18 protein-coding genes are annotated in these 24,962 nt (G+C 71.6%); 13 read left to right on the top strand and 5 right to left on the bottom strand.

Annotated features, from left to right (window positions below; all coding sequences use genetic code 11):
• Positions 1-78 precede the first annotated feature (78 nt).
• Complete coding sequence (gene mutM / locus ACE1OC_RS12240) at positions 79-948, top strand: bifunctional DNA-formamidopyrimidine glycosylase/DNA-(apurinic or apyrimidinic site) lyase (RefSeq protein ID WP_407837050.1); 870 nt, start codon at positions 79-81, stop codon at positions 946-948.
• Here the strand turns inward: mutM and ACE1OC_RS12235 are convergent.
• Positions 903-1,352, bottom strand: coding sequence for a winged helix-turn-helix transcriptional regulator (locus tag ACE1OC_RS12235; protein WP_407837049.1), 450 nt, complete (start codon positions 1,350-1,352; stop codon positions 903-905). The genes mutM and ACE1OC_RS12235 overlap by 46 nt on opposite strands.
• Positions 1,353-1,491: 139 nt before the next feature.
• On the opposite strand from ACE1OC_RS12235, the gene ACE1OC_RS12230 reads away from it, so the two are divergent.
• Complete coding sequence (locus tag ACE1OC_RS12230) at positions 1,492-2,097, top strand: flavodoxin family protein (RefSeq protein ID WP_407837048.1); 606 nt, start codon at positions 1,492-1,494, stop codon at positions 2,095-2,097.
• Positions 2,098-2,236: 139 nt separating this feature from the next.
• Here ACE1OC_RS12230 and ACE1OC_RS12225 read toward each other — a convergent pair whose 3' ends face one another.
• Positions 2,237-3,091, bottom strand: a complete 855-nt coding sequence (locus ACE1OC_RS12225; RefSeq protein ID WP_407837047.1) for a CAP domain-containing protein — start codon at positions 3,089-3,091, stop codon at positions 2,237-2,239.
• A gap of 177 nt (positions 3,092-3,268) precedes the next feature.
• On the opposite strand from ACE1OC_RS12225, the gene ACE1OC_RS12220 reads away from it, so the two are divergent.
• The 4 genes from ACE1OC_RS12220 (at position 3,269) to ACE1OC_RS12205 (ending at position 9,954) form a co-directional block, all read left to right on the top strand.
• Positions 3,269-3,550, top strand: coding sequence for an acylphosphatase (locus ACE1OC_RS12220; RefSeq protein WP_407837046.1), 282 nt, complete (start codon positions 3,269-3,271; stop codon positions 3,548-3,550).
• A 366-nt stretch (positions 3,551-3,916) separates the two neighbouring features.
• Complete coding sequence (locus ACE1OC_RS12215; RefSeq protein WP_214947849.1) at positions 3,917-4,132, top strand: hypothetical protein; 216 nt, start codon at positions 3,917-3,919, stop codon at positions 4,130-4,132.
• A 224-nt stretch (positions 4,133-4,356) separates the two neighbouring features.
• Complete coding sequence (locus ACE1OC_RS12210; RefSeq protein ID WP_407837045.1) at positions 4,357-8,277, top strand: AAA family ATPase; 3,921 nt, start codon at positions 4,357-4,359, stop codon at positions 8,275-8,277.
• A gap of 237 nt (positions 8,278-8,514) precedes the next feature.
• Complete coding sequence (locus tag ACE1OC_RS12205) at positions 8,515-9,954, top strand: sugar porter family MFS transporter (protein ID WP_351384732.1); 1,440 nt, start codon at positions 8,515-8,517, stop codon at positions 9,952-9,954.
• A gap of 48 nt (positions 9,955-10,002) precedes the next feature.
• On the opposite strand, the gene ACE1OC_RS12200 is transcribed toward ACE1OC_RS12205, so the two are convergent.
• On the bottom strand, positions 10,003-10,989 hold the full coding sequence (locus tag ACE1OC_RS12200) for an LLM class flavin-dependent oxidoreductase (RefSeq protein WP_382980479.1): 987 nt from the start codon (positions 10,987-10,989) through the stop codon (positions 10,003-10,005).
• A gap of 63 nt (positions 10,990-11,052) precedes the next feature.
• Positions 11,053-12,507, bottom strand: coding sequence for a cytosine permease (locus ACE1OC_RS12195; RefSeq protein ID WP_407837044.1), 1,455 nt, complete (start codon positions 12,505-12,507; stop codon positions 11,053-11,055).
• A 146-nt stretch (positions 12,508-12,653) separates the two neighbouring features.
• Here ACE1OC_RS12195 and ftsY point away from each other — a divergent pair, with 146 nt between their 5' ends.
• Positions 12,654-13,868: a signal recognition particle-docking protein FtsY gene (gene ftsY, locus ACE1OC_RS12190; RefSeq protein WP_407837043.1), complete on the top strand. Its 1,215-nt coding sequence runs from the start codon at positions 12,654-12,656 to the stop codon at positions 13,866-13,868.
• Between the two features lie 72 nt (positions 13,869-13,940).
• On the opposite strand, the gene ACE1OC_RS12185 is transcribed toward ftsY, so the two are convergent.
• The gene (locus ACE1OC_RS12185) at positions 13,941-14,612 is read right to left on the bottom strand and encodes a bifunctional DNA primase/polymerase (RefSeq protein ID WP_407837042.1); all 672 of its coding nucleotides are present in this window, start codon (positions 14,610-14,612) and stop codon (positions 13,941-13,943) included.
• 428 nt (positions 14,613-15,040) lie between these two features.
• Here ACE1OC_RS12185 and ACE1OC_RS12180 point away from each other — a divergent pair, with 428 nt between their 5' ends.
• The 6 genes from ACE1OC_RS12180 to ftsH all read left to right on the top strand — a co-directional run bounded on the left by ACE1OC_RS12180 (position 15,041) and on the right by ftsH (position 24,949).
• Positions 15,041-16,546, top strand: coding sequence for a hypothetical protein (locus ACE1OC_RS12180; RefSeq protein ID WP_407841541.1), 1,506 nt, complete (start codon positions 15,041-15,043; stop codon positions 16,544-16,546).
• A gap of 385 nt (positions 16,547-16,931) precedes the next feature.
• Positions 16,932-18,278: an ammonium transporter gene (locus ACE1OC_RS12175; protein WP_407837041.1), complete on the top strand. Its 1,347-nt coding sequence runs from the start codon at positions 16,932-16,934 to the stop codon at positions 18,276-18,278.
• Positions 18,275-18,613: a P-II family nitrogen regulator gene (locus ACE1OC_RS12170; RefSeq protein WP_112451060.1), complete on the top strand. Its 339-nt coding sequence runs from the start codon at positions 18,275-18,277 to the stop codon at positions 18,611-18,613. Before ACE1OC_RS12175 ends, ACE1OC_RS12170 begins: the two co-directional genes overlap by 4 nt.
• Positions 18,614-18,630: 17 nt before the next feature.
• A complete protein-coding gene (locus ACE1OC_RS12165; RefSeq protein WP_407837040.1) occupies positions 18,631-21,054 on the top strand; it encodes a [protein-PII] uridylyltransferase in 2,424 nt (807 codons plus the stop codon).
• A 240-nt stretch (positions 21,055-21,294) separates the two neighbouring features.
• A complete protein-coding gene (gene ffh / locus ACE1OC_RS12160; protein ID WP_250743894.1) occupies positions 21,295-22,869 on the top strand; it encodes a signal recognition particle protein in 1,575 nt (524 codons plus the stop codon).
• A 142-nt stretch (positions 22,870-23,011) separates the two neighbouring features.
• Positions 23,012-24,949: an ATP-dependent zinc metalloprotease FtsH gene (ftsH, locus tag ACE1OC_RS12155; RefSeq protein WP_407837039.1), complete on the top strand. Its 1,938-nt coding sequence runs from the start codon at positions 23,012-23,014 to the stop codon at positions 24,947-24,949.
• Positions 24,950-24,962: the final 13 nt, after the last annotated feature.

Below are 24,962 nucleotides of genomic sequence, written 5' to 3'. Positions count from 1 at the left end.
GGGTGGGGGACGAGCCCCGCAGGGCAAGTCGGTACGCTCGCGGGAGAGAGCCCGATCCGAACCTTCCGGAGGAACACCGTGCCCGAGCTGCCCGAGGTCGAAGTGGTGCGGCGCGGGCTGGAGCGCTGGGTGGCCGGGCGGACCGTGGCGGCCGTCGAGGTCCTGCATCCGCGCGCCGTACGCCGGCACGAGGGCGGCGGCGCCGATTTCGCGGCGCGGCTCACGGGGGAGACCTTCGGGGTGCCGAGGCGGCGCGGCAAGTACCTGTGGCTGCCGCTGGAGGACCGGGAGCACTCCGTGCTCGGGCACCTCGGAATGAGCGGGCAGCTCCTCGTGCAGCCCGAGGGGGCGCCCGACGAGAAGCACCTGCGCATCCGGGTGCGGTTCGGGGACGGGGCCGGGACGGAGCTGCGCTTCGTCGACCAGCGGACCTTCGGCGGGCTGTCGCTGCACCCCTGCGTCCCCGGCAGCGCGGACGGGCTGCCCGACGTCATCGCGCACATCGCGCGCGACCCCCTGGACCCGCTGTTCGACGAGACGGCCTACCACCTGGCGCTGCGCGCCAAGCGCACCACCGTGAAGCGGGCGCTCCTCGACCAGTCGCTGATCAGCGGGGTCGGAAACATCTACGCGGACGAATCGCTCTGGCGCGCCAAGCTGCACTACGAGCGCCCCACGGCCACCCTCACGCGCCCCCGGAGCACGGAGCTTCTCGGCCATGTCCGTGACGTCATGAACGAGGCGCTCGCCGTCGGCGGCACCAGCTTCGACAGCCTCTACGTCAACGTGAACGGGGAGTCCGGCTACTTCGACCGCTCCCTCGACGCCTACGGGCGGGAGGACGAGCCCTGCCGGCGCTGCGGCACTCCGATGCGCCGCCGCCCCTGGATGAACCGGTCGAGCTACTTCTGCCCGCGCTGCCAGCGGCCTTCGCGCGCGGCGTCGTAGGCGGACCTGGAAGAGAGCACCGAGGGCATGCTGCCCTCCAGCAGTCCTATGAGCGCGTCCACGCGCTCCGCGACCGCCACGCCGAACGGGGTCAGCTCGTAGTCGACGCGCGGCGGGTTCGTCGGCTGGGCCTCCCGGTTGACGATGCCGTCGCGCTCCAGCGCGTGCAGGGTCTGGGAGAGCATCTTTTCGCTGATGCCGTCCACGCGGCGGCGCAGCTCGTTGAAGCGGCACGGCCCCTTGGACAGGGCACCGACCGTGAGGCTGCCCCAGCGACCCGTGACGTGTTCCAGCGTCTCGCGGGAGGGGCACGTGCGTGCGAACACGTCGAAAGCGCCGAACGCTTCGGAGGCCTGTTCGGGCACGCCGTCGCCCTCGGTCTCGCCACACCCTTGAGTCTGCATGGTTTCAGCCTACTACTACACAGCGCCGGCCATCCAGGTTGCGCTTTCGAAAAGTTAGTGGTTACCTCGTTGTCGTTGCATCACGCCGCACAGCCGCACAACGCCGTGTACCCCACGGTGTTTTCCGAGGGAGACCGTCTTGTCCGGAATCACGTACACCCCCGTCGTCTCGATCGCTTACCACTCCGGCTACGGCCACACCGCCGTGATCGCCGAGGCCGTCAAGGCCGGCGCCATCGACGCCGGTGCGACCGTGCACATGATCAAGGTCGACGAGATCGACGAGGCGAAGTGGGAGCTCCTGACCGCGTCCGACGCGATCATCTTCGGCTCGCCGACCTACATGGGCACCGCCTCCGGTGCCTTCCACGTCTTCGCCGAGGCCTCCTCGAAGATCTGGTTCGTCGCCGGCTGGCAGGACAAGGTCGCCGCGGGCTTCACCAACTCCGGGTCCAAGTCCGGCGACAAGGGCAACACCCTCGACTACTTCCAGACGCTGGCCTCGCAGCACGGCATGAGCTGGGTCAACCTGGGCCTGAAGCCGGGCTGGAACTCCAGCACCGGTTCCGAGAACGACCTCAACCGCCTCGGCTTCTTCGACGGCGCCACCGCCCAGTCCAACAGCGACCAGGGTCCCGAGTTCGTCCACAAGGCCGACATCGCCACCGCCGAGCACCTCGGCAGCCGCGTCACCGAGCAGACCCGCGTCCTGCTCGCGGGCCGCGCCGCCCTGGCAGCGGTCTGACGGGCTGACCGGCCGACGTACGCCGCGGGTGCCGGGCGCTGCCCGCCCGGCACGGGGCGGTGCGCAGAAACGGGCGGGGGCACGGTCGGGCGCGGCGATATCCGCCGCGCGCGACCGTGCCCCCGCCCGTTTCGGGCTGCTAGAAGCCGAAGTCCTGGGTCCACCAGGGGCCGCCGGCGGCGTTGTACACGCCGACGCCCAGGGTGCGGAACTCGCAGTTGAGGATGTTCGCCTTGTGGCCCGGGCTGTTCATCCAGGCCTTCATCACGGCCGCCGCGTCGCCCTGGCCGCGGGCGATGTTCTCGCCGCCCATCCCCGATATGCCGGCCTTGGTGGCGCGGTCCCAGGGGGTGTTGCCGTCGGGGTCCGTGTGGTCGAAGAAGCCCCGGACGGCCATGTCCTTGCTGAAGGCTCCGGCCAGCGCCGCCAGCGGCGGGTTCGCCCGGACCGGACCGCAGCCCGCCTGCGCGCGCTCCTGGTTCACCAGGGTCAGTACGGCAGCCTCCTCGGCGGAGTGGCCGGCCGACGCGGGCGGGGCGGCCGGGGCCGCGGGGGCGGAGGTCTTCGGCGCGGAAGGCTTCGGCTTCACCGGGGTCGGGGTCGGGCTCGCCGCCGGGGTCTTCGTCGGCTCCGTGGAGGGAGACGGGGAAGGGGAAGGGCTGGCCGACGGGGAGGGCGGAGCGGAAGGGGCCGGGGAGGACGGGGTGCTCGCTCCCGAGGGAGCCCGGCCGGACAGGTTGGCGAGGCCGCCCTGCTGCTCCAGCGCGCTCCCGGGGCTCGGCGAGGCCTTGGCCCCGGCCTCCGAGGTCTTCGCGTCGGAGCCCGCGGTCTTGACCCCTACGTAGGGGAAGGAGGAGCCGACCGGGACGAAGCCCGTGGTGACGGCCGCCGTACCGAGGACCACGGCCACGGATGCGCCGAGCAGACCCCCTCGCAGGGCGGCGCGGCGCTTGCCGCCGGGGCGCGGCGCGGCGTGGAGGCGGTGGCGTCCCATCGCGGCTCACCTTCCTGGGGTTCGGGATCAGCACTTCACGGCACTTCGCAGCACGTCAAAGCACTTCAAGATCAACCTTTACTCACCCAAATGGGTGAGCTCATTGCTGCGCGACTGTACGCCATGGCGAGAGGGGGTGCGGTGACCCGGATTTGTTTGCCCGGTTAGCGTTCAGGCATGAACGAAGATGTGCGGATGACCGCCTGGGTGCGCGGCCATGTACAGGGAGTGGGCTTCCGCTGGTTCACCAGGGCGAACGCCATGGAGATCGGCGGACTGATCGGCTTCGCGCTCAACCTGGACGACGGGCGAGTACAGGTGGTGGCCGAAGGTCAACGTGAGAATTGCCACCGGCTCCTGGAATGGCTGCACAGCGCCGACACGCCCGGGAATGTGGACGGGGTGACAGAGATCTGGGGCACACCGCGCGGCGGCTACGACGGGTTCGCGATCCGGTGAGCGATCGACTGATCATGCACTGAACACATCGCCGGATGGTCCGCATGCGGTCGGAACTGCGCATTCGTCGTCGACGCGTTGCCGAAGCGGAGGATCCGTGGAAGGCTCGGAGACGAGGATGATCTCCACGCCCCTTGCGGGGGCCGGGATGCCCGCCGATACGGGGCGTGATCGTGTTGACCGTCAAACTTTTTGGTGAGACGCTGGAAGCCCCGCGCACCTGAGCTGTTTGGCAGTGCTGGCAGTACACAGTGTCAGCCAAAGATCGATGCAGTGACTGACAGTCGCTGCCGGACATCCGCGGGTGCGATTCCCTCACGACCCACACCGCTTCGGTCGGTCACTCAGTGTGGAGGACCATCCATCATGGCAAAGGCGCTTCTCGGTTACGTCGGCGGTTCCGACCCGCGACTCCTCGCCGAGATGCGACGGCTTCAGCAGCGCGTCCAGGACCTCGAGTCCGAGCTCGGACGAATCCAGTCCGAAAACGACGCTCTGAACGCGGCCGCCGCACAGCACGGAGACTCGTTGCTCGACGGCATCGACCTCGACGTACCCCAGGCGGAGCCTGCGCTCACCTGATCCGCGCTCCCTCGTTGCTCGATCAACGGAACTGCATGATCTGCAAGGGACGCTTCGGCGTCCCTTCTTTCTTTCCGTTCCGTGCCGTTCTACCTTCCGCCTTTCCCACCTCGGACAATGCCGCCGGGCGGCGTTGCGCCAGGTGGGGGGCCCATTCCTTTAACGTCTGATGTGCCCTGCACCTTCATGGGCGAAACCGAACGTGAAAGGTAGAGTCCGGCGGCGTGCACCTCAAGTCCCTGACCCTGCGCGGCTTCAAATCCTTTGCCTCCGCGACCACCCTGCGCTTCGAGCCCGGCATCACCTGTGTCGTGGGCCCCAATGGCTCCGGCAAGTCCAATGTGGTGGACGCGCTCTCCTGGGTCATGGGAGAACAAGGGGCCAAGTCCCTGCGCGGCGGGAAGATGGAAGACGTCATCTTCGCCGGCACGACCGGCCGCCCTCCGCTCGGCCGCGCCGAGGTCTCGCTCACCATCGACAACTCCGACGGCGCGCTGCCCATCGAGTACGCCGAGGTCACCATCACGCGGATCATGTTCCGCGGCGGCAGCAGCGAGTACCAGATCAACGGCGACACCTGCCGCCTCCTCGACATCCAGGAGCTCCTCTCCGACTCCGGCATCGGCCGCGAGATGCACGTCATCGTCGGACAGGGCCAGCTGGACTCCGTACTGCACGCCGATCCCATGGGCCGCCGCGCCTTCATCGAGGAGGCGGCCGGGGTGCTCAAGCACCGCAAGCGCAAGGAGAAGGCGCTGCGGAAGCTGGACGCGATGCAGGCCAATCTCGCGCGCGTGCAGGACCTGGGCAACGAGCTGCAGCGGCAGCTGAAACCCCTGGGACGGCAGGCGGCGGTGGCCCGGCGGGCGGCCGTGATCCAGGCCGACCTGCGGGACGCACGGCTGCGGCTGCTCGCCGACGACCTCGTCACGCTGAAGGGCGCGCTCGACGCGGAGATCGCGGACGAGGCGGCCCTGAAGGAACGCAAGGAGGCCGCCGAGGCGCAGCTCGCGGCGGCGGTGCGGCGGGAATCCGAACTGGAGGAGGCCGTACGGGAACTCGCGCCACGGCTCCAGCGGGCGCAGCAGACCTGGTACGAGCTGTCGCAGCTGGCCGAACGGGTGCGCGGGACGGTGTCGCTGGCGGACGCCCGGGTCACCTCGGCCTCGGCGCCGGCCGGGGAGGAGCGGACGGGCCGGGACCCGGACGAGATGGAGAAGGAGGCCGCGCGGATCCGCGAGCAGGAGGCGGAACTGACGGCCTCGATGGAGGCGGCCGCGCGGGCACTGGAGGACACCGTCGCCCACCGGGCCGAGCTGGAGCGTGCGCTGGCCGACGAGGAACGGCGGCTACGGGACGTGGCGCGGGCCATCGCCGACCGGCGCGAGGCGCTGGCGCGGCTGCGGGGCGGACTCGGCGCGGCCCGCTCCCGTGCGGGCGCGGCCCAGGCGGAGATCGACCGGCTGGTCGTGGCGCGGGACGGGGCGCGGGTGCGTGCGGAGGAAGCGCGCGAGGAGTACGAGGCGCTGGCGGAGGAGGTCGGGGAGGAGTCCCCGGGGGCGGGTGAGGGTGCTGTTTCCGGTTCGGGCTCTGGCTCCGGCTCCGGCTCCGGGCAGGGGGAGTACGAGGAGGCGCGGGCCGAGCTGGCGGCGGCGGAGGCCGGACTCGGCGAGACCCGGGACGCGTTGGCGGCGGCGGAGCGTTCGCGGGCGGCGGTGTCGGCGCGACGGGATGCCCTGGCGATGGGGCTGCGCCGCAAGGACGGCACGGCGGAGCTGCTCGCGGCGCGACTGGAGGGGCTGTTGGGGCCGGCGGCGCAGCGGTTGTCCGTGACCCCGGGGTACGAGGTCGCGGTGGCGGCGGCGCTGGGTGCGGCGGCGGACGCGGTGGCCGTCACGTCGACGGCGGCGGCGGCCGGGGCGATCCGGTACTTGCGGGAGGGGGATGCGGGGAGGGCGGCTTTCCTGATCACCCCGGGCGCGGTGGCCTCCGGCGGTTCGGCGGCCGGGCCGGGTGTCCCCGGCCAGGGCCAGGGCCAGGCCCAGACCCAGACCCAGACCCCGGCTTCGGTCCCGGCTCCGGCTCAGGGCCCGGGAGTTCGGGTTGGCTTCGAGAGCCTGGGCCAGATGCCCGGGGCCGGGTCGGCCGGCGGGCTCGGGCCGGGGGCGGTCTTCCCCCACCCCGCCCCTTCCCGAAACCGGGGCTCCGCCTCGGACCCCGCGCCTCAAACGCCGGCGGGGCTGGGTGTGGGAAACCGGGGCTCCGCCCCGGACCTCGTGCCTCAAACGCCGGCGGGGCCGGAAGCGCCCCGCACGCCCGTGGGGGTCGACGCGGCCCTGGTGGTGGAGGGTGTCGCGGGTGTGGTGTCCGCTGCCGGGCTGGTGCAGGGGGACGCCGAGGTGGTGCGGGCCGTGGCGTGGGTGTTGCGGGACTTCGTGGTGGTCGGGGGGCTCGATGAGGCCGAGGCGCTCGTCGCCGCGCGGCCCGAGCTGGTGGCCGTGACCGCCGAGGGGGACGTGCTCGGTGCGCACCTCGCGCACGGCGGGTCCGCCGGAGTGCCCAGCCTGATCGAGGTGCAGGCCGCCGTCGACGAGGCCGCGGCGGAGCTGGCCCGGCTGGACGGCCGGTGTCTGGTGCTGACGGAGGAGAAGGAGGCCGCGGATACCCGCAGGGTGGCGGCCGGGGCCCGGGTCGAGGAGCTCGGGGAGCTCCGGCGGGCCGCCGAGCGGGCCCGGGCCGGGGTCGCGCAGCAGCTCGGGCGGCTCGCCGGGCAGGCGAAGGGGGCGCTGGGCGAAGCCGAGCGCGCCGCCGCGGCCGCGGCCAGGGCGCAGGATGCGCTGGAGCAGGCGCTGGCCGACGTAGAGGAGTGTGCGGAACGGCTCGCCGTTGCCGAGGAGATGCCGGCGGAAGAGGAGCCGGACACCTCCCGCAGGGACCGGCTCGCGGCCGACGGGGCGAACGCCCGGCAGACCGAGATGGAGGCACGGCTGCAGCTCAGGACCCATGAGGAACGGGTGAAGGGGCTCGCCGGCCGGGCCGATTCCCTCGACCGCGGGGCCAGGGCCGAGCGGGAGGCCAGGGCCCGGGCCGAGCGCCGCCGGGAACGGCTGCGCCACGAGGCGCGGGTGGCCGCGGCCGTCGCCGACGGAGCCCGCCAGCTGCTGGCGCACATCGAGGTGTCGCTGACCCGCGCGGTGGGGGAGCGGACGTCCGCCGAGCACGCGAAGGGCGTGCGGGAGCGGGAGCTCGACGAGGCCCGGGGTCTGGGACGCGGTCTGAAGGGCGAGCTCGACAAGCTCACGGACTCCGTGCACCGCGGCGAGGTGCTCGGCGCCGAGAAGCGCCTGCGGATCGAGCAGGTGGAGAGCCGCGCGCTGGAGGAGTTCGGCATGGCGGCGCAGGGGCTCGTCGCCGAGTACGGGCCCGACCAGCCGGTGCCGCCGAGCCCGTCCGCCGACGGGGAGGCCCCGGATCCGGAGGCCGGGCCGGAGCCCTTCGTGCGCGCCCGGCAGGAGAAGCGGCTGAAGGCGGCCGAGCGGGCCCACCAGCAGCTCGGCAAGGTCAATCCGCTGGCGCTGGAGGAGTTCGCGGCGCTGGAGGAGCGGCACAAGTTCCTCAGCGAGCAGCTGGAGGACCTGCGAAAGACCAGAGCCGACCTCCTTCAGGTCGTGAAGGAGGTCGACGAGCGGGTCGAGCAGGTCTTCACGGAGGCCTACCGGGATACGGCCCGTCAGTTCGAGGGGGTGTTCTCGCGGCTGTTCCCCGGCGGCGAAGGCCGGCTGATCCTGACGGATCCGGACAACATGCTCACCACGGGCGTCGACGTCGAGGCCCGGCCGCCGGGCAAGAAGGTCAAGCGGCTGTCCCTGCTCTCGGGCGGCGAGCGCTCGCTGACCGCCGTGGCCCTGCTGGTCTCCATCTTCAAGGCGCGGCCCAGCCCGTTCTACGTGATGGACGAGGTCGAGGCCGCGCTCGACGACACCAACCTGCAGCGGCTGATCCGGATCATGGAGGAGCTGCAGGAGAGCTCCCAGCTGATCGTGATCACGCATCAGAAGCGGACCATGGAGGTCGCCGACGCGCTCTACGGGGTCTCGATGCAGGGCGACGGGGTGTCGAAGGTCATCAGCCAGCGGCTCCGGTGACGTCTCCCGCTGACACGCGTCAGTCGCAGTCTCTTCAAGAAGTGAAGCTCAAATCCCGCTCAGTTCACGCCAATGGCGGCAAGAGGTAGGCCTACCCCTCCTCTTGACTTCAAGAAATGAACACATAGGCTCGCTCCCGCTGTACTCCTCCGGGTGGTGCCCGATCTTGACCTGTGCGCCACTGGAAGGAATTACCCCCACCCGCCCGTCCCGCAGCCGGGCACGCAGGAGCAGACCTTGACCAGCAGCAGCACCACGCGGGGCTCGGCCTCAGGCGGTGGCCCGCCGGCATCGCAGCCCGACCACCTCGGGCACGTCATCTTCATCACCGCGGCAGCCGCCATGGGCGGGTTCCTCTTCGGCTACGACAGCTCCGTCATCAACGGCGCGGTCGTCGCGATCCGGGACCGCTTCGACGTCGGGCCCGCCACCCTCGCCCAGGTGATCGCGGCCGCGCTGATCGGCTGCGCCCTCGGCGCCGCCACGGCCGGTCGCATCGCCGACCGGATCGGCCGCATCCGCTGCATGCAGATCGCGGCCGTCCTCTTCACGGCCAGCGCCATCGGCTCGGCCCTGCCCTTCGCGCTCTGGGACCTGGCGGTGTGGCGGGTCATCGGCGGCTTCGGCATCGGCATGGCCTCGGTCATCGGCCCGGCCTACATCGCCGAGGTCTCCCCGCCCGCCTACCGCGGCCGGCTCGCCTCCTTCCAGCAGGCGGCGATCGTCATCGGCATCGCCATCTCCCAGCTCGTCAACTGGGGGATCCTCAACCTCGCCGACGGCGACCAGCGCGGCAAGATCGGCGGCCTGGAAGCCTGGCAGTGGATGCTCGGCGTGATGGTCGTCCCGGCCGTGCTCTACGGGCTGATGTCCTTCGTGATCCCGGAATCCCCGCGCTTCCTGATCTCGGTGGGCCGCAACGCCGAGGCCCGCAAGGTGCTCTCCGAGGTCGAGGGCACGCACATCGACCTCGACGGACGCGTGGCCGACATCGAGCACGCCATGCGCTCCGAGCACAAGTCCACCTTCAAGGACCTGCTCGGCGGGAGGGCCGGCTTCCTGCCCATCGTCTGGATCGGCATCGGGCTGTCCGTCTTCCAGCAGCTCGTCGGCATCAACGTGATCTTCTACTACAGCTCCTCGCTGTGGCAGTCGGTCGGCATCGACCCGAGCGCCTCGTTCCTGTACTCCTTCGAGACCTCGGTCGTGAACATCATCGGCACGGTGATCGCGATGATCTTCGTGGACCGGATCGGCCGCAAGCCGCTCGCCCTCATCGGCTCCGTCGGCATGGCGATCTCGCTGGGCCTGGCGGCCTGGGCCTTCTCGTACAAGTCCGGGGCCGGCGACGACATCGCGCTGCCGCACGCCCAGGGCATCGTGGCCCTGGTCGCGGCGAACTTCTTCGTCCTCTTCTTCGCGCTGTCCTGGGGCGTGGTCGTCTGGGTGCTGCTCGGGGAGATGTTCCCCGGCCGGATCCGCGCCGCCGCGCTCGGTGTGGCCGCCGCCGCCCAGTGGATCGCCAACTGGGTCATCACGGTGTCGTTCCCGACCCTGTCGGACTGGAACCTGTCCGGCGCCTACGTCATCTACACGGTCTTCGCCGTGCTCTCGATCCCGTTCATCCTCAAGTGGGTGCCGGAGACCAAGGGCAAGGCGTTGGAGGAGATGGGCTGACCACCCCGCCAACAGCCCCTCTCCTCCCAGAGCAGGTACTGCCCCGTCTCAGTCCTTGAGGCGGGGCAGTACCTGTTCGCACAGGAGCTGCAGGCTCCGCCACCCCTCGTCCACGGGCATCCCGCCGCACAGCGGGTGCAGCACCAGGTTCCCGGCCTCGCCGGCGCCGCGGGCGTACGCGACCGCCTCGTCCGGGGTGAGGATGCGGTACACGCCCTCGGCGCGCAGCTCCGCCACCGTGTGCGCGCCCGACCGTACGGCGCTGCGGATGTCCTTGGACTGCCAGGAGGCGTACATCCCGGCCTCGTGCAGGAACCGCTCGCCGTACTGGTCCCAGGCCCGGTCGGGGTCCTCGGCGATGTGCAGCAGCGGGGTCTCGGCCGCCGGCATCATGCAGAAGCCCTCCGTGCCGTACTCCGCGAGCTTCGCGTTGTAGTACGCCTCCAGCTCGGGCAGGTGCGCGCTCGGGAAGAACGGCAGCCCCAGGCGGGCCGCCCGGCGGGCCGCCGCCTCCGAGCTGCCGCCGACCAGGAGCAGCGGGTGCGGCTGGGTGAAGGGCCGGGGGGTGACCCGTACGGTACGGCCGCGGAACTCGAACGGCTCGCCGGTCCACGCCTTCAGCAGGGTCTCCAGCAGCTCGTCCTGGAGCTTGCCGCGCCGGCCCCACTCCACGCCGTGCTGCTCGTACTCCTCGGGCCGGTAGCCGATGCCGGCCACCGTGACGAGACGGCCGCCGCTGAGCAGGTCCAGTACCGCGATGTCCTCGGCGACCTTCAACGGGTCGTAGAGCGGGCCGATGATCGCCGAAACGGTGACGGCGATCCGGCGGGTGGCGCCGAAGACCGCGCCCGCGAAGGCGAAGGGGGAGGGCAGCCAGTTGTTCTCGGTGCCGTGGTGCTCCTCGGTCTGGATGGTGTCGATCCCGCGGTCGTCCGCGTACTTCGCCATCTCCAGCGCGGCCTTGTAGCGGGCGGAGAGGGTTTCCGGGGTGCCGTTCGGGTCGATGAGGTTGAACCGGGCCACGGTGATGGGCATGGAGAAGTCCCCCTTCGCCGGAGGTGGGTGGGCGGGCGAAGGGGGACGTTAGCTGACGTGGCGTCAGTTGGACAGGGATCCGGCGGGGACCCGCTCGTCGGCCGGGGCGCCTGCGACGGCATCCGGCGCCTTCGGGGCCGCCGGCGTGCGGGGCAGGACCGCGTACAGGACGGCCGAGGTGACGATGCCCGCCGCCCAGCCCAAGCCGTTCTGCCCGATCCACGTGGTGGCCAGCGGTCCGCCGAACCAGTCGACCTTCGTGAACAGCAGGCCCACCACCAGGGCCAGGCCCCAGGCGGTCATGGCCTGCCAGGCGAATCCGCCCCGGTACCAGTAGGCGCTGCTCCGCGTGGTGTCCAGCAGTGCGGCCCCGTCGTAGGAGGTGCGGCGCAGCATGTCCACGCCGAAGACGCCGATCCAGGCGGAGAAGGCCACGGCCAGCAGGGTCAGGAAGGAGATGAACGAACCGAAGAAGCTGGTCGCGACCACCATCAGCAGGAAGCCGAAGACCAGGCTGATGACGGCGTTGACGCTGACCGCCGCCGCGCGCGGGACCTTGATGCCGAGGGTCTGGGCGGTGAAGCCCGCCGAGTACATGGACATCGAGTTGATGAGCAGCATGCCGACGAGCGCGATCAGCAGGTACGGGACCGCGATCCAGGTCGGCAGCAGTTCGCCGATGAAGGACACCGGGTCCTGCGCGGTGGCCAGGTCGGGTGTGGCGACCGCCATCACCGCGCCCATGAGCACCATCGGGATCACGACGACGGCCGCGCCGCCGATGGTCGCGCCGACCATGCCCCGGGCGGAGGCGGTACGGGGCAGGTAGCGGGTGAAGTCCGGGCCGGACGGGACCCAGCTGATGCCGCCGGCCGCGATGGTTCCGATGCCCGCGATCATCATCGCGGTGGAGCCGGCGGGCTTGGCGAAGACGGCGGACCAGTCGGTCTCGGCGATCAGGTAGCCCAGCACGAGCACGCTGAAGGCGCCGAAGAGGTACGTGGACCACTTGGAGCAGACGCGCAGCGCGTTGATGCCCAGACCGGAGACGAGGAAGGTGCAGCCGACGAAGAAGAGCAGGGTGACGACGATCAGCGCGGTGTTCTTCTTGATGCCGAAGACCAGGTCGAGGACGGTCAGGACGGCATAGGCGCCGCTGACCGCGTTGATGGTCTCCCAGCCCCAGCGGGCGACCCAGATCAGGGCGCCGGGGAACAGGTTGCCGCGCTGGCCGAAGACGGCCCGCGAGAGCGCCATGCCGGGGGCGCCGCCGCGCTTGCCCGCGATGGATATGAGTCCGACGATGCCGTAGGAGACGACGGGGGCGGCGATCGCGACGACGAGCACCTGCCAGATGTTCAGCTTGTTGAAGATGACGAGACCGGCGCCCATGGTCAGCAGCAGCACGCTGATGTTGGCGGCCACCCAGGTCGGGACGAGCTCGCGGACCCGGCCGCGGCGCTCGGCGTCGGGGACGGGCTCCAGGCCGCGCGACTCGACGGCGGTCTCGGCAGACATAGGTGTACTCCGTGGGGGAGGTGGGGCGTGGGGGACTGCTCATCATCGTAGATTCGCAACAAAAAGTACAAACAGAGGCTTACGTCCCGGTATGAACCTCCAGGGTCCCCGGCTCGGGGCGTGCGTGGCCGATACTGGGGAGCGTTATGGAAATCCTCATCCTTGCCGTAGTCATCGCCCTGGTCGCGGTCGGTGCGATCAGCGGGCTCGTGGTCAGCAGCCGCAAGAAGAAGCAGCTGCCCCCCACGGCCCCGCCCAGCACGCCGACCATCACTGCCCCGCCCGCCGAACCGCAGGTGGGGGAGGACGCCGCACCGACGGCGGAAGAGCCGCGCCGCACGATCGAAGAGGTCGCGCTGCCCGAGGCCGAGGCCCCGGTCGCGGAGCCCGAAGCCCCGGTCGTCGAGGCTCCGCCCGCCCCCGAGATCGAGGTGCCCGAGCCCACCGCCGGCCGCCTGGTCCGGCTGCGCGCCCGCCTCGCCCGGTCGCAGAACACGCTCGGCAAGGGGCTGCTCACGCTGCTCTCCCGCGAGCACCTCGACGAGGACACCTGGGAGGAGATCGAGGAGACCCTCCTCATCGCCGACGTCGGTGTCGCTCCGACCCAGGAGCTGGTGGACCGGCTCCGCGAGCGGGTCAAGGTGCTCGGCACCCGCACCCCCGCCGATCTGCGCGCGCTGCTGAAGGAGGAGCTGGTCACGCTCCTCGGCACCGACTTCGACCGCGCGGTGAAGACCGAGAGCGGCGTGGACACCCCCGCCGTGATCATGGTCGTCGGCGTGAACGGCACCGGCAAGACCACCACCACCGGCAAGCTCGCCCGCGTGCTCGTCGCCGACGGCCGCAGCGTCGTGCTCGGCGCGGCGGACACCTTCCGCGCCGCCGCCGCCGACCAGCTCCAGACCTGGGGCGAGCGGGTCGGGGCGCGCACCGTGCGCGGACCCGAGGGCGGTGACCCGGCCTCGATCGCCTACGACGCGGTCAAGGAGGGCATCGCCGAGGGCGCCGACGTGGTGCTCATCGACACGGCGGGCCGGCTGCACACCAAGACCGGTCTGATGGACGAGCTCGGCAAGGTCAAGCGCGTCGTGGAGAAGCACGGCCCGCTCGACGAGATCCTGCTGGTCCTGGACGCGACCACCGGGCAGAACGGCCTGACCCAGGCCCGCGTCTTCGCCGAGGTCGTGGACATCACGGGCATCGTGCTGACCAAGCTCGACGGCACCGCCAAGGGCGGCATCGTCATCGCCGTCCAGCGCGAGCTCGGCGTACCGGTCAAGCTCATCGGACTCGGTGAGGGCGCGGACGACCTGGCGCCCTTCGAGCCGGAGGCCTTCGTCGACGCCCTGATCGGCGACTGAACGCACCCGACGCTCCTACGCCGGCCAGTGCCCCCGAGTCCACGGGACTCGGGGGCACTGCCGTGGGCGGAGCTATGCGCGGCGCAGCCGGTGGCACAGGTAGGCGAGGGTGCCCAGCAGGAGGCGGGCCTGCGGGGGGTCCCCGGCCGAGTCCAGGGCCGGCGGGCGCAGCCAGCTCACCGGGCCGAGGCCGGCGAAGTCCGAGGGCGGGGCGGTGACGTAGGAGCCCTGGCCCAGCGCGCGCAGGTCGAGACCGGCGTCGTCCCAGCCCATTCGGTACAGCAGCTGCGGCAGCCCGGCCGCCGCCCCGGGGGCGACGAAGAACTGGGCCCGGCCGTCCGGGGTCGCGGTCACCGGGCCGAGCGGCAGGCCCATCCGCTCCAGCCGGACCAGCGCCCGCCGCCCGGCCTCCTCGGAGACCTCGATGACGTCGAAGGAGCGTCCGGCGGGGAGCAGCACCGCGGCTCCCGGGTATCCGCTCCAGGTTTCGGTGACATCGTCGAGGGTGGCGCCGGCCGGGACCGTCGGAGCGAGGGCCAGGGGATGCGCCCCCGGCGCACCGCAATTCGTATGACCGCAGGAGCAGTCGCGGGCGGGCCCCGCGGCCCGGGCGCCGGGGACCACGTCCCAGCCCCACAGTCCGGTGTACTCCGCCACCGCCGTGCACTCCGACGTCCGGCCGCGGCGCCGAGCGCCGGAACGGAACTCCTTGGTGCCGCGGCTGCCGCCGATCGTGAAGCCCATGCCCATGCCCCCTCCAACGGGTCGGACGTGCCGGTGGTTACGACATCGGCTGGTTACGGCGTTCGCCGCCCCGATACCCGGCGCGTTCCTCGCCGCGCACGCCCCGGCGCACTCCTGTCCAACCGATCGGTCTCGCCTTCGTGTCAAGTGAATCGCGCCTGGCGGGTGGCGAGTTCATTCGAAGGGGTGGCGAATGGTGGCGTTTCCGGGATCGACCTCGCCGAAGGGGTGATCGTAGGATTACTTTCGGTGCACGAAGCGCGAAGAGGAGACGGGTTCGCGGGTATGCCGGAGGCATGCGTGAAGGATCTGTGAAGACCGTCTCCCGGCAGGGTTTCGTGTGGAAAAGGCTGACGGATGGGGGCGTTCCAGTGAGCGGCAACGGCGCAAGCGGAACGAGTGCGGAGTCCGACGTGTCGTCCGCCGGGATGCCGGACCGGGACTCCGCGCGGGACGGCGCACAGGACTCCCCGCAGGACGCCACCGTCCGCAACGAACAGCTGACGTCGTGGTTCGTCCGCAGCGGCTGGTCCAAGGGCGAGCTCGCCCGCCAGGTCAACCGCCGCGCCCGCCAGATGGGCGCCCACCACATCAGCACCGACACCTCGCGGGTCCGCCGCTGGCTCGACGGCGAACAGCCCCGCGAGCCCGTCCCGCGCATCCTGTCCGAGCTCTTCTCCGAACGCTTCGGCTCCGTCGTCGCCATCGAGCACCTCGGCCTGCGCACCGCCCACCAGACCCCCTCCGTCTCCGGCGTCGACCTGCCCTGGGCCGGCCCGCAGACCATCGAGCTGCTCGGCGAGTTCTCCCGCAGCGACCTGATGCTGGCCCGCCGCGGCTTCCTCGGGACCTCGCTCGCCCTGTCCGCCGGCCCCGCCCTCATCGAGCCCATGCAGCGCTGGCTCGTACCGGTCCCGGCCGCCGACCCGGGCCCCCGGGAGGCGGGGCCGACGGGCGCCCTGAGCGGCCACCGGCCGCCCCGGCTCTCCGAGCCCGAGGTGGACCTGCTCGAAGCCACCACCGTGATGTTCCGCCAGTGGGACGCCCAGTGCGGCGGCGGACTGCGCCGCAAGGCCGTCGTGGGCCAGCTCCACGAGGTCACCGACCTCCTCCAGGAGAACCACCCGGCCCCGGTCATGAAGCGGCTCTTCAAGGTCGCCGCCGAACTCGCCGAACTCGCCGGCTGGATGAGCTACGACATCGGCCTGCACCCCACCGCGCAGAAGTACTTCGTCCTCGCGCTGCACGCCGCCAAGGAGGGCGGGGACAAGCCCCTGGGCTCGTACATCCTCTCCAGCATGAGCCGCCAGATGATCCACCTGGGCCGCCCCGAGGACGCCCTGGAGCTCATCCACCTCGCCCAGTACGGCAGCCGCGACTGCGCAGGGCCCCGTACCCAGGCGATGCTGTATGCGATGGAGGCCCGCGCCTACGCCAACATGGGCCAGCCCAGCCGCTGCAAGCGGGCCGTGCGGATGGCCGAGGACACCTTCTCCGACGCCGCCTTCGACGCCGAGCCCGAGCCCGACTGGATCCGCTTCTTCTCCGAGGCCGAGCTCAACGGCGAGAACTCCCACTCCTACCGGGACCTGGCCTACGTGGCGGGCCGCAGCCCCATGTACGCCTCCCTCGCCGAACCGGTCATGGAACGCGCCGTCGCGCTCTTCGAGAAGGACGAGGAGCACCAGCGCTCCTACGCCCTCAACCTCATCGGCATGGCCACCGTGCACCTGCTCCAGCGCGAGCCCGAGCAGGCCACCGTCCTCGTCGGCCGCGCCCTCGACGTGGCGGGAAAGGTGCGGTCCGAACGGGTCAACACCCGGCTGCGCAAGACCGTCGACACCGCCGCGCGTGAGTACGGGGACGTCGCGGACGTGGTGCGGATGACCGACCACCTCGCCTCCCGCCTCCCCGAGGCCGCGGAGGCCGTCTGACGGCCACCCGGCCGCCCCAAGGCCCCCGGCCGCGGCAGTCACCCCGTGAAGCCCGATCAGGCTCCCCCAGCCAGGTTCCCCGGGTCATCGCCGCGGCCGGGCTGTTCCTTGCCGCTAAACCGCGGCCGCTCTCGCGGACGTGGTTGCTCGCCGTCGTGGTTGCTCAATTGATGGTTGCGGCTGTTCATCGGGCTGTAACAGGCCGGACGTCTTCGTCATCGACGCGAAACACCTGGCGGCGCCGCCGGAAACCGGCCTGCGCGAATCTCAGGGCCAATAACCGGCCAGCCCCCGGGCCGGAACACCCTCAGGCCTGATTCACGCAGCGCCGCTCAGGTTTTCACGATCGCCCGCACGCGAACGTACCGACGACGAGGAGACGCCGATGGCATCAGCCATCACGACCCTCGCGGCAGACGCCCCCACGCTGTCTTCCGCGAACACCGGGTTCATGCTCATCTGCTCCGCCCTGGTCATGCTGATGACCCCGGGACTCGCCTTCTTCTACGGAGGCATGGTCCGCGTCAAGAGCAGCCTCAACATGCTGATGATGAGCTTCATCAGCCTCGGGATCGTCACGATCCTCTGGGTCCTCTACGGATTCAGCCTCGCCTTCGGCGCCGACTCCGGCTCGCTGATCGGCTGGACCTCCGACTACGTCGGACTCAGCGGCATCGGCATCACCGAGCTGTGGGACGGCTACACCATCCCCGTCTACGTCTTCGCCGTCTTCCAGCTGATGTTCGCGATCATCACCCCGGCGCTGATAAGCGGCGCCCTGGCCGACCGCGTCAAGTTCAGCGCGTGGGCGCTCTTCATCACCCTCTGGGTCACGATCGTCTACTTCCCCGTCGCCCACTGGGTGTGGGGCGCCGGCGGCTGGCTCTTCGAGCTCGGGGTCATCGACTTCGCCGGCGGCACCGCCGTCCACATCAACGCGGGCGCCGCGGCCCTCGGCGTGATCCTGGTCATCGGCAAGCGCGTGGGCTTCAAGAAGGACCCGATGCGCCCGCACAGCCTGCCGCTCGTGATGCTCGGCGCGGGCCTGCTGTGGTTCGGCTGGTTCGGCTTCAACGCGGGCTCCTGGCTCGGCAACGACGACGGCGTCGGCGCGGTCATGTTCGTCAACACGCAGGTCGCCACCGCCGCCGCCATGCTCGCCTGGCTCGGCTACGAGAAGCTGCGCCACGGCTCCTTCACCACCCTCGGCGCCGCCTCCGGCGCGGTCGCGGGCCTCGTCGCCATCACCCCCTCCGGCGGCGCCGTCTCCCCGCTCGGCGCGATCGCCATCGGCGTCATCGCCGGTGTCGTGTGCGCCATGGCCGTCGGCCTGAAGTACAAGTTCGGCTACGACGACTCCCTCGACGTCATCGGCGTCCACCTCGTCGGCGGTGTCCTCGGCTCCCTCCTCGTCGGTCTCTTCGCCACCGGAGGGGTCCAGTCCGACGTGGCCGGCCTCTTCTACGGCGGCGGCCTGGAGCAGCTCGGCAAGCAGGCGATCGGAGTCTTCGCCGTCCTCGCCTACTCTCTCGTGGCATCCGCGGTACTCGCCTTCCTCCTCGACAAGACGATGGGGATGCGGGTCACCGAGGACGACGAGGTCTCCGGCATCGACCAGGTCGAACACGCCGAGACCGCCTACGACTTCAGCGGAGCCGGCGGCGGCTCCTCCTCCCGGAGCACCGCCGTCCCCGCCCCCGTTGCCGCCGCGAGCAAGAAGGTTGACGCATGAAGCTCATCACCGCGATCGTGAAGCCGCACCGGCTTGACGAGATCAAGGAAGCCCTGCACCGCTTCGGAGTCCAGGGCCTGACCGTCTCCGAGGCCAGCGGCTACGGCCGCCAGCGCGGACACACCGAGGTCTACCGGGGCGCCGAGTACACCGTGGACCTCGTACCGAAGATCCGCATAGAGGTGCTCGTCGAGGACGGCGACGCGGAAGACGTGATGCGGATCGTCGTCGACGCCGCCCAGACCGGCAAGATCGGCGACGGCAAGGTGTGGAGCATCCCCGTGGACTCGGTCATCCGGGTCCGCACCGGCGAACGTGGCGCGGACGCGCTCTAGGTGATGGGAACCCCTGGGTGACGAGTGTCGAAGAGACCACGGACAGCACGCCCGACTCGGGACCCAGCGGTTACGCCGCGGCCCGGCTGCGACTCCTCCAGGAGGAGTCGCGGTCCGGGCCTTCCCGGCGTTCCGCCCTGGCGGCCCTGACCGACGACTGGCTGAAGGCGCTGTTCGCCACCGCGGTGAAGGAGACGGGCGTGCGGGGCGCCGCCCTCGTCGCCGTCGGCGGCTACGGCCGCGCCGAACTCTCCCCCCGCAGCGACCTGGACCTGGTCCTGCTCCACGACGGAAAGGCCGAAGCGCGCGCCCTGGCCGCCCTGGCCGACCGGCTCTGGTACCCCGTCTGGGACCTCGGCCTCGCCCTCGACCACTCGGTGCGCACCCCCGGCGAAGCCCGCAAGACCGCCGCCGAAGACCTCAAGGTGCACCTCGGACTGCTCGACGCCCGGCCCGTCGCGGGCGACGCCGGGCTCCTCGCGGGACTGCGCACCTCCGTCCTGGCGGACTGGCGGAACCAAGCGGCCAAGCGGCTGCCCCAGCTGCACTCCCTGTGCCGCGAGCGGGCCGAGCGTGCCGGGGAGCTCCGCTTCCTGCTGGAACCCGACCTCAAGGAGGCCCGCGGGGGGCTGCGCGACGTCACCGCGCTGCGGGCCGTCGCCGCGTCCTGGCTGGCCGACGCCCCGCGCGAGGGCCTCGCCGAAGCCCGGCGCCGGCTGCTCGACGCCCGGGACGCGCTGCACCTGGTGACCGGCCGGGCCACCGAGCGGCTCTCCCTCCAGGAACAGACGCCGGTCGCGGCGCAGCTCGGTCTGCTCGACGCCGACGCCCTGCTCCGGGAGGTGTACGAGGCCGCGCGGGTGGTCTCGTACGCCGGTGACGTGACCTGGCGCGAGGTCGGGCGCGTGCTCCGGGCGCGGTCCGCCCGCCCCCGGCTCCGCGGGCTGCTCGGCACCCGCGGCTCCGTACCCGAGCGGGCCCCGCTCGCCGAAGGCGTCGTCGAGTCCGACGGCGAGGCCGTACTGGCCCTGGCCGCGCGGCCCGACCGGGACCCGGTGCTGCCCCTGCGCTTCGGCGCGGCCGCCGCCCAGGCGGGGCTGCCCGTCTCGCTGCACGCCGTACGCCGGCTCGCGGCGCAGGCGAAGCCGCTGCCGGTGCCGTGGCCGGCCGAGGCCCGGGAGCAGCTGCTGACCCTGCTGGGCGCGGGGGAGCCGACGGTGGCCGTGTGGGAGGCGCTGGAGGCCGAGGGGATCATCACGAAGCTGCTGCCCGACTGGGAGCGGGTGCGGTGCCGGCCGCAGCGCAACCCGGTGCACACCTGGACCGTGGACCGGCACCTGGTCGAGACGGCGGTCCGGGCCTCGGAGCTGACCCGCCGGGTGGGCCGCCCCGACCTCCTCCTGATGGCGGCGCTGCTGCACGACATCGGCAAGGGCTGGCCCGGCGACCACTCGGTGGCCGGCGAGACGATCGCCCGCGACATGGCGCTGCGGGTGGGCTTCGACGCGGAGGACGTCGCCGTGCTGGGCGTGCTCGTACGCCACCACCTGCTGCTGATCGACACCGCCACGCGGCGGGACCTGGACGACCCGGCGACCGTCAAGGCCGTCGCGGAGGCGGTCGGGTCGCCCGGAACGCTGGAGATCCTGCACGCGCTGACCGAGGCCGATGCGCTGGCCACCGGCCCGGCGGCGTGGAGCGCGTGGCGCGGCTCGCTCGTGGCCGACCTGGTCGCCCGGGTCGCCGCCGTGCTGCGCGGCGCCGCCCCGGCGGTGACCGAGCTGGAGATCCCGACCACGGAGCAGGAGCGGCTGGCGGTGGAGGCGCTGCGCACGGGGGAGCCGGTGCTGGCCCTGCACGCCCGCCAGGAGGAGGACGCGGTCGGCGTGGAACTGGTGGTGGCCGTCCCCGACCAGCCGGGGGTACTGCCCGCGGTGGCCGGCGTACTGGCCCTGCACCGGCTCACCGTGCGGGCGGCCGACCTGCGCTCGATGGAGCTTCCCGACCAGCTGGGCGAGGTACTGGTCCTGCGCTGGCGGGTGGCCGCGGAGTACGGAGCCCTGCCGCAGGCCGCCCGGCTGCGCACCGACCTGGTGCGGGCCCTGGACGGCTCGCTGGACGTCCCGGCGAAGCTGGCGGACCGCGAGGCGGCGTACCCGCGCCGGCGCGGGGTGGTCCCGCCGCCGCCCCGGGTCACGGTGGTGCCCGAGGTCTCCTCCCTGGCCACGGTCCTGGAGGTGCGGGCCCCCGACGCGGTCGGGCTGCTGCACCGGATCGGGCGCGCCCTGGAGTCCTCCGGGGTCAGGGTCCGCAGCGCGCACGTCTCGACGCTCGGCGCGAACGCCGTGGACACGGTGTACGTGGTCGACGCCGACGGCAAACCCCTCGCCGGCCCGGCGGCGACAGCCCTGGCGGGGGCCGTCCAGGCGGCCCTGGCGTAGCGGGGGCGGCCGGCGGGGCTGCCATTGCAGCCCCGCCGGCGTTTGAGGCGAATCTTTGACGGGTCCGGGCAGCGCCCGGGGAACGGCGGAAGGGCGGGTAGGGGACCCCGCCCGCGCAGCGGCTCCCGCACCGGCCGGGCTCCCGGGAGGGGAAAGCCGCCCGCAGGGCCGGAGGGGTGGCGCGGCCCGATACCCTGGGGGACGACCACACGCCCCCTGACCCGAGGAATCGCGACCATCGTGTTCGATACGCTTTCCGACCGCCTCAGCGCGACCTTCAAGTCCCTCCGGGGCAAAGGCCGCCTCTCCGAGCAGGACATCGACGCTGCGGCGCGGGAAATCCGTATCGCCCTCCTCGAGGCCGACGTCGCCCTCCCGGTCGTCCGCTCCTTCATCGCGAACGTCAAGGAGCGCGCCCGCGGCGAAGAGGTCTCCAAGGCCCTGAACCCGGGCCAGCAGGTCCTCAAGATCGTCAACGACGAGCTGGTCTCCATCCTCGGTGGCGAGACCCGGCGGCTGCGCTTCGCCAAGACCGCGCCCACCGTGATCATGCTCGCGGGCCTCCAGGGTGCCGGTAAGACCACCCTCGCCGGAAAGCTCGGCCTGTGGCTGAAGGGGCAGGGTCACACCCCGCTCCTCGTCGCCTGTGACCTCCAGCGCCCCAACGCCGTCAACCAGCTCTCGGTCGTGGCCGAGCGGGCCGGCGTGGCCGTCTACGCCCCCGCGCCGGGCAACGGCGTCGGCGACCCGGTCCAGGTCGCCAAGGACTCCATCGAGTACGCGCGCACCAAGCAGTACGACGTCGTCGTCGTCGACACCGCCGGCCGCCTCGGCATCGACCAGGAGCTGATGCAGCAGGCCGCGGACATCCGCGACGCCGTCAGCCCGGACGAGATCCTCTTCGTCGTCGACGCCATGATCGGCCAGGACGCGGTCAACACCGCCGAGGCCTTCCGCGACGGCGTCGGCTTCGACGGCGTCGTGCTCTCGAAGCTCGACGGCGACGCCCGCGGTGGTGCCGCGCTCTCCATCGCGCACGTCACCGGCAAGCAGATCATGTTCGCCTCGAACGGCGAGAAGCTCGACGAGTTCGACGCGTTCCACCCGGACCGCATGGCGGGCCGGATCCTCGACATGGGTGACATGCTCACCCTGATCGAGCAGGCCGAGAAGACCTTCTCGCAGGCCGAGGCCGAGAAGATGGCGGCCAAGCTGCAGAAGGGGCCCAAGGAGTTCACGCTCGACGACTTCCTGTCCCAGATGGAGCAGGTCCGCAAGATGGGCTCCATCTCCAAGCTGCTCGGCATGCTCCCGGGCATGGGGCAGATCAAGGACCAGATCAACAACATCGACGAGCGCGACGTGGACCGCACCGCCGCGATCATCAAGTCGATGACCCCGGCCGAGCGCCAGGACCCGCACCTCATCAACGGCTCGCGCCGCGCCCGTATCGCCAAGGGCTCCGGCACCGAGGTCAGCGCCGTCAAGTCGCTCGTCGAGCGGTTCTTCGAGGCCCGCAAGATGATGTCCCGCATGGCCCAGGGCGGCGGCATGCCGGGCATGCCCGGCATGCCCGGGATGGGCGGCGGCCCCGGCCGGCAGAAGAAGCAGATCAAGCAGGCCAAGGGCAAGCGCAAGAGCGGCAACCCGATGAAGCGCAAGGAAGAAGAGGCCGCGGCCGCCGCGCGCCGCGAGGCCGGACCGCAGGCGATCGAGCCCGCCGCCGGCGGCAACCCGTTCGGCCTTCCGGCCGGGGGTGCCCAGCCGGGTCAGGACTTCGACCTGCCGGACGAGTTCAAGAAGTTCATGAAGTAGCAGCTCGCGAAGCAGCAGTACGGAGCCGCACGAGCCCCGGCCGGATCACTCCGGCCGGGGCTTCGCCGTGTGGCCTCCCGCCAGGGGCGACGGTCCGGTTTGTCGCTTATGGTCGGCCGGGAGGACGGCAGAAGGAGGCCACGTGCCCAGCCCCACCCCCGTACCGCCCCGCGACCGGGCCGATACGCCCTGGCGCTCCGAAGGCGCACCCCCCGCCCCGCCGCCGAAGAAGCGGATGCCCGGCGGCTGGCGCGGCCTGATCCTCACCGCCCTGATCGTCTACCTGATCGCCAACCTGGTGCTGTCCTTCTTCAACGAGGGCGACGAGCCGACCATCTCCTACACCGAGTTCAGCAAGCAGGTCGCGAACGGCAACGTCTCGAAGATCTACGCCAAGGGCGACGCCATCCAGGGCGAGCTGAAGACCGGACAGCCCAAGCCGGACGGGGACAAGGGCGACTACAAGAAGTTCGTCTCCCAGCGCCCCGCCTTCGCCGACGACGACCTGTGGGCCAACCTCACCAAGCAGAACGTCGTCGTCACCGCCTCCCCGGTCGTCGTGCAGCGCAGCTTCCTGGCCAACCTGCTGATCTCCCTGGCCCCGATGCTGCTGCTGGTCCTCCTGTGGGTGGTCATCGCCCGCCGGATGGGATCGGCCATGGGCGGCGGCATGGGCGGGCTCGGGCGCAAGACGCCGCCCAAGCCGGTCGAGCTGGAGGGCGCCAAGCGCACGACCTTCGAGGACGTGGCCGGCATCGACGAGGTCGAGGGCGAGCTCAACGACGTCGTGGACTTCCTCAAGAACCCCGACGAGTACCGCAAGATGGGCGCCCGCATGCCCGGGGGCGTCCTGCTCGCCGGCCCGCCCGGCACCGGCAAGACCCTGCTCGCCCGCGCGGTGGCCGGCGAGGCCGGGGTGCCCTTCTTCTCCGCCTCCGCCTCCGAGTTCATCGAGATGATCGTCGGTGTCGGCGCCTCCCGGGTGCGCGAACTCTTCTCCGAGGCCCGCAAGGTCGCCCCCGCCATCATCTTCATCGACGAGATCGACACCATCGGGCGGGCCCGCGGCGGCGGCGCGGCCATGGGCGGCCACGACGAGCGCGAGCAGACCCTGAACCAGATCCTCACCGAGATGGACGGCTTCTCCGGCTCCGAAGGCGTGGTCGTCCTGGCCGCGACCAACCGGGCCGACGTCCTGGACCCTGCGCTGACCCGGCCCGGCCGCTTCGACCGCACCGTCATGGTCTCCCCGCCCGACAAGGCCGGCCGGGAAGCCATCCTGCGCATCCACACCCGGGACATCCCGCTGGCCGCCGGGGTCGACCTCGCGCAGATGGCCCGTACGACCCCGGGCATGACCGGAGCCGAACTGGCCAACCTCGCCAACGAGGCAGCCCTGCTCGCCGTGAAGCGCCAGCAGAAGGAGGTCACCCAGTCGGACCTCTCCGACGCCCTGGAGAAGGTCCAGCTCGGCGCGGAACGCCCGCTGGTCATGCCGGACGAGGAGCGCCGCCGTACCGCGTACCACGAGAGCGGACACGCCCTGCTGGGCATGCTCCAGCCCGGCGCCGACCCCGTCCGCAAGATCACCATCGTCCCGCGCGGGCGGGCACTCGGCGTCACCCTCTCCACCCCGGAGGCGGACCGGTACGCCTACACGGAGGAGTACCTGCGCGGCCGCATCATCGGGGCGCTGGGAGGCATGGCAGCCGAGCAGGTGGTGTACGAGGTCATCACCACCGGCGCGGAGAACGACCTCGAACAGGTCACCAACATCGCCCGGGGCATGGTCGGCCGCTGGGGCATGAGCGAACGCATCGGCCGCCTCACCGCCATCCCCTCCGACGGACAGAGCCCCTACGGCCTCTCCGCGGCCCCCGCCACCCTCGACGCGGTGGACCACGAGATGCGCCGGATCGTCGACGAGTGCTACGAGAGGGCCTGCTTCCTGCTGCGCGAGAACCGCGACAAGCTGGACGCCCTCGCGGAAGCCCTGATGGCCAACGAGACCCTGGACGAACCGGCGGCCTACGCGGCCGCGGGCATCCCCCGCCTCCACAAGGGACCGCCGCACGAGTGAGCGCCGTGCGGGG

Origin of the sequence: Streptomyces stoeckheimensis, from assembly GCF_045822005.1 — a bacterium.
Lineage (GTDB): Bacteria > Actinomycetota > Actinomycetes > Streptomycetales > Streptomycetaceae > Streptomyces > Streptomyces stoeckheimensis.
Note: the sequence above shows the minus strand (reverse complement) of the source record. Positions and strands in the feature narration are given on the sequence as shown.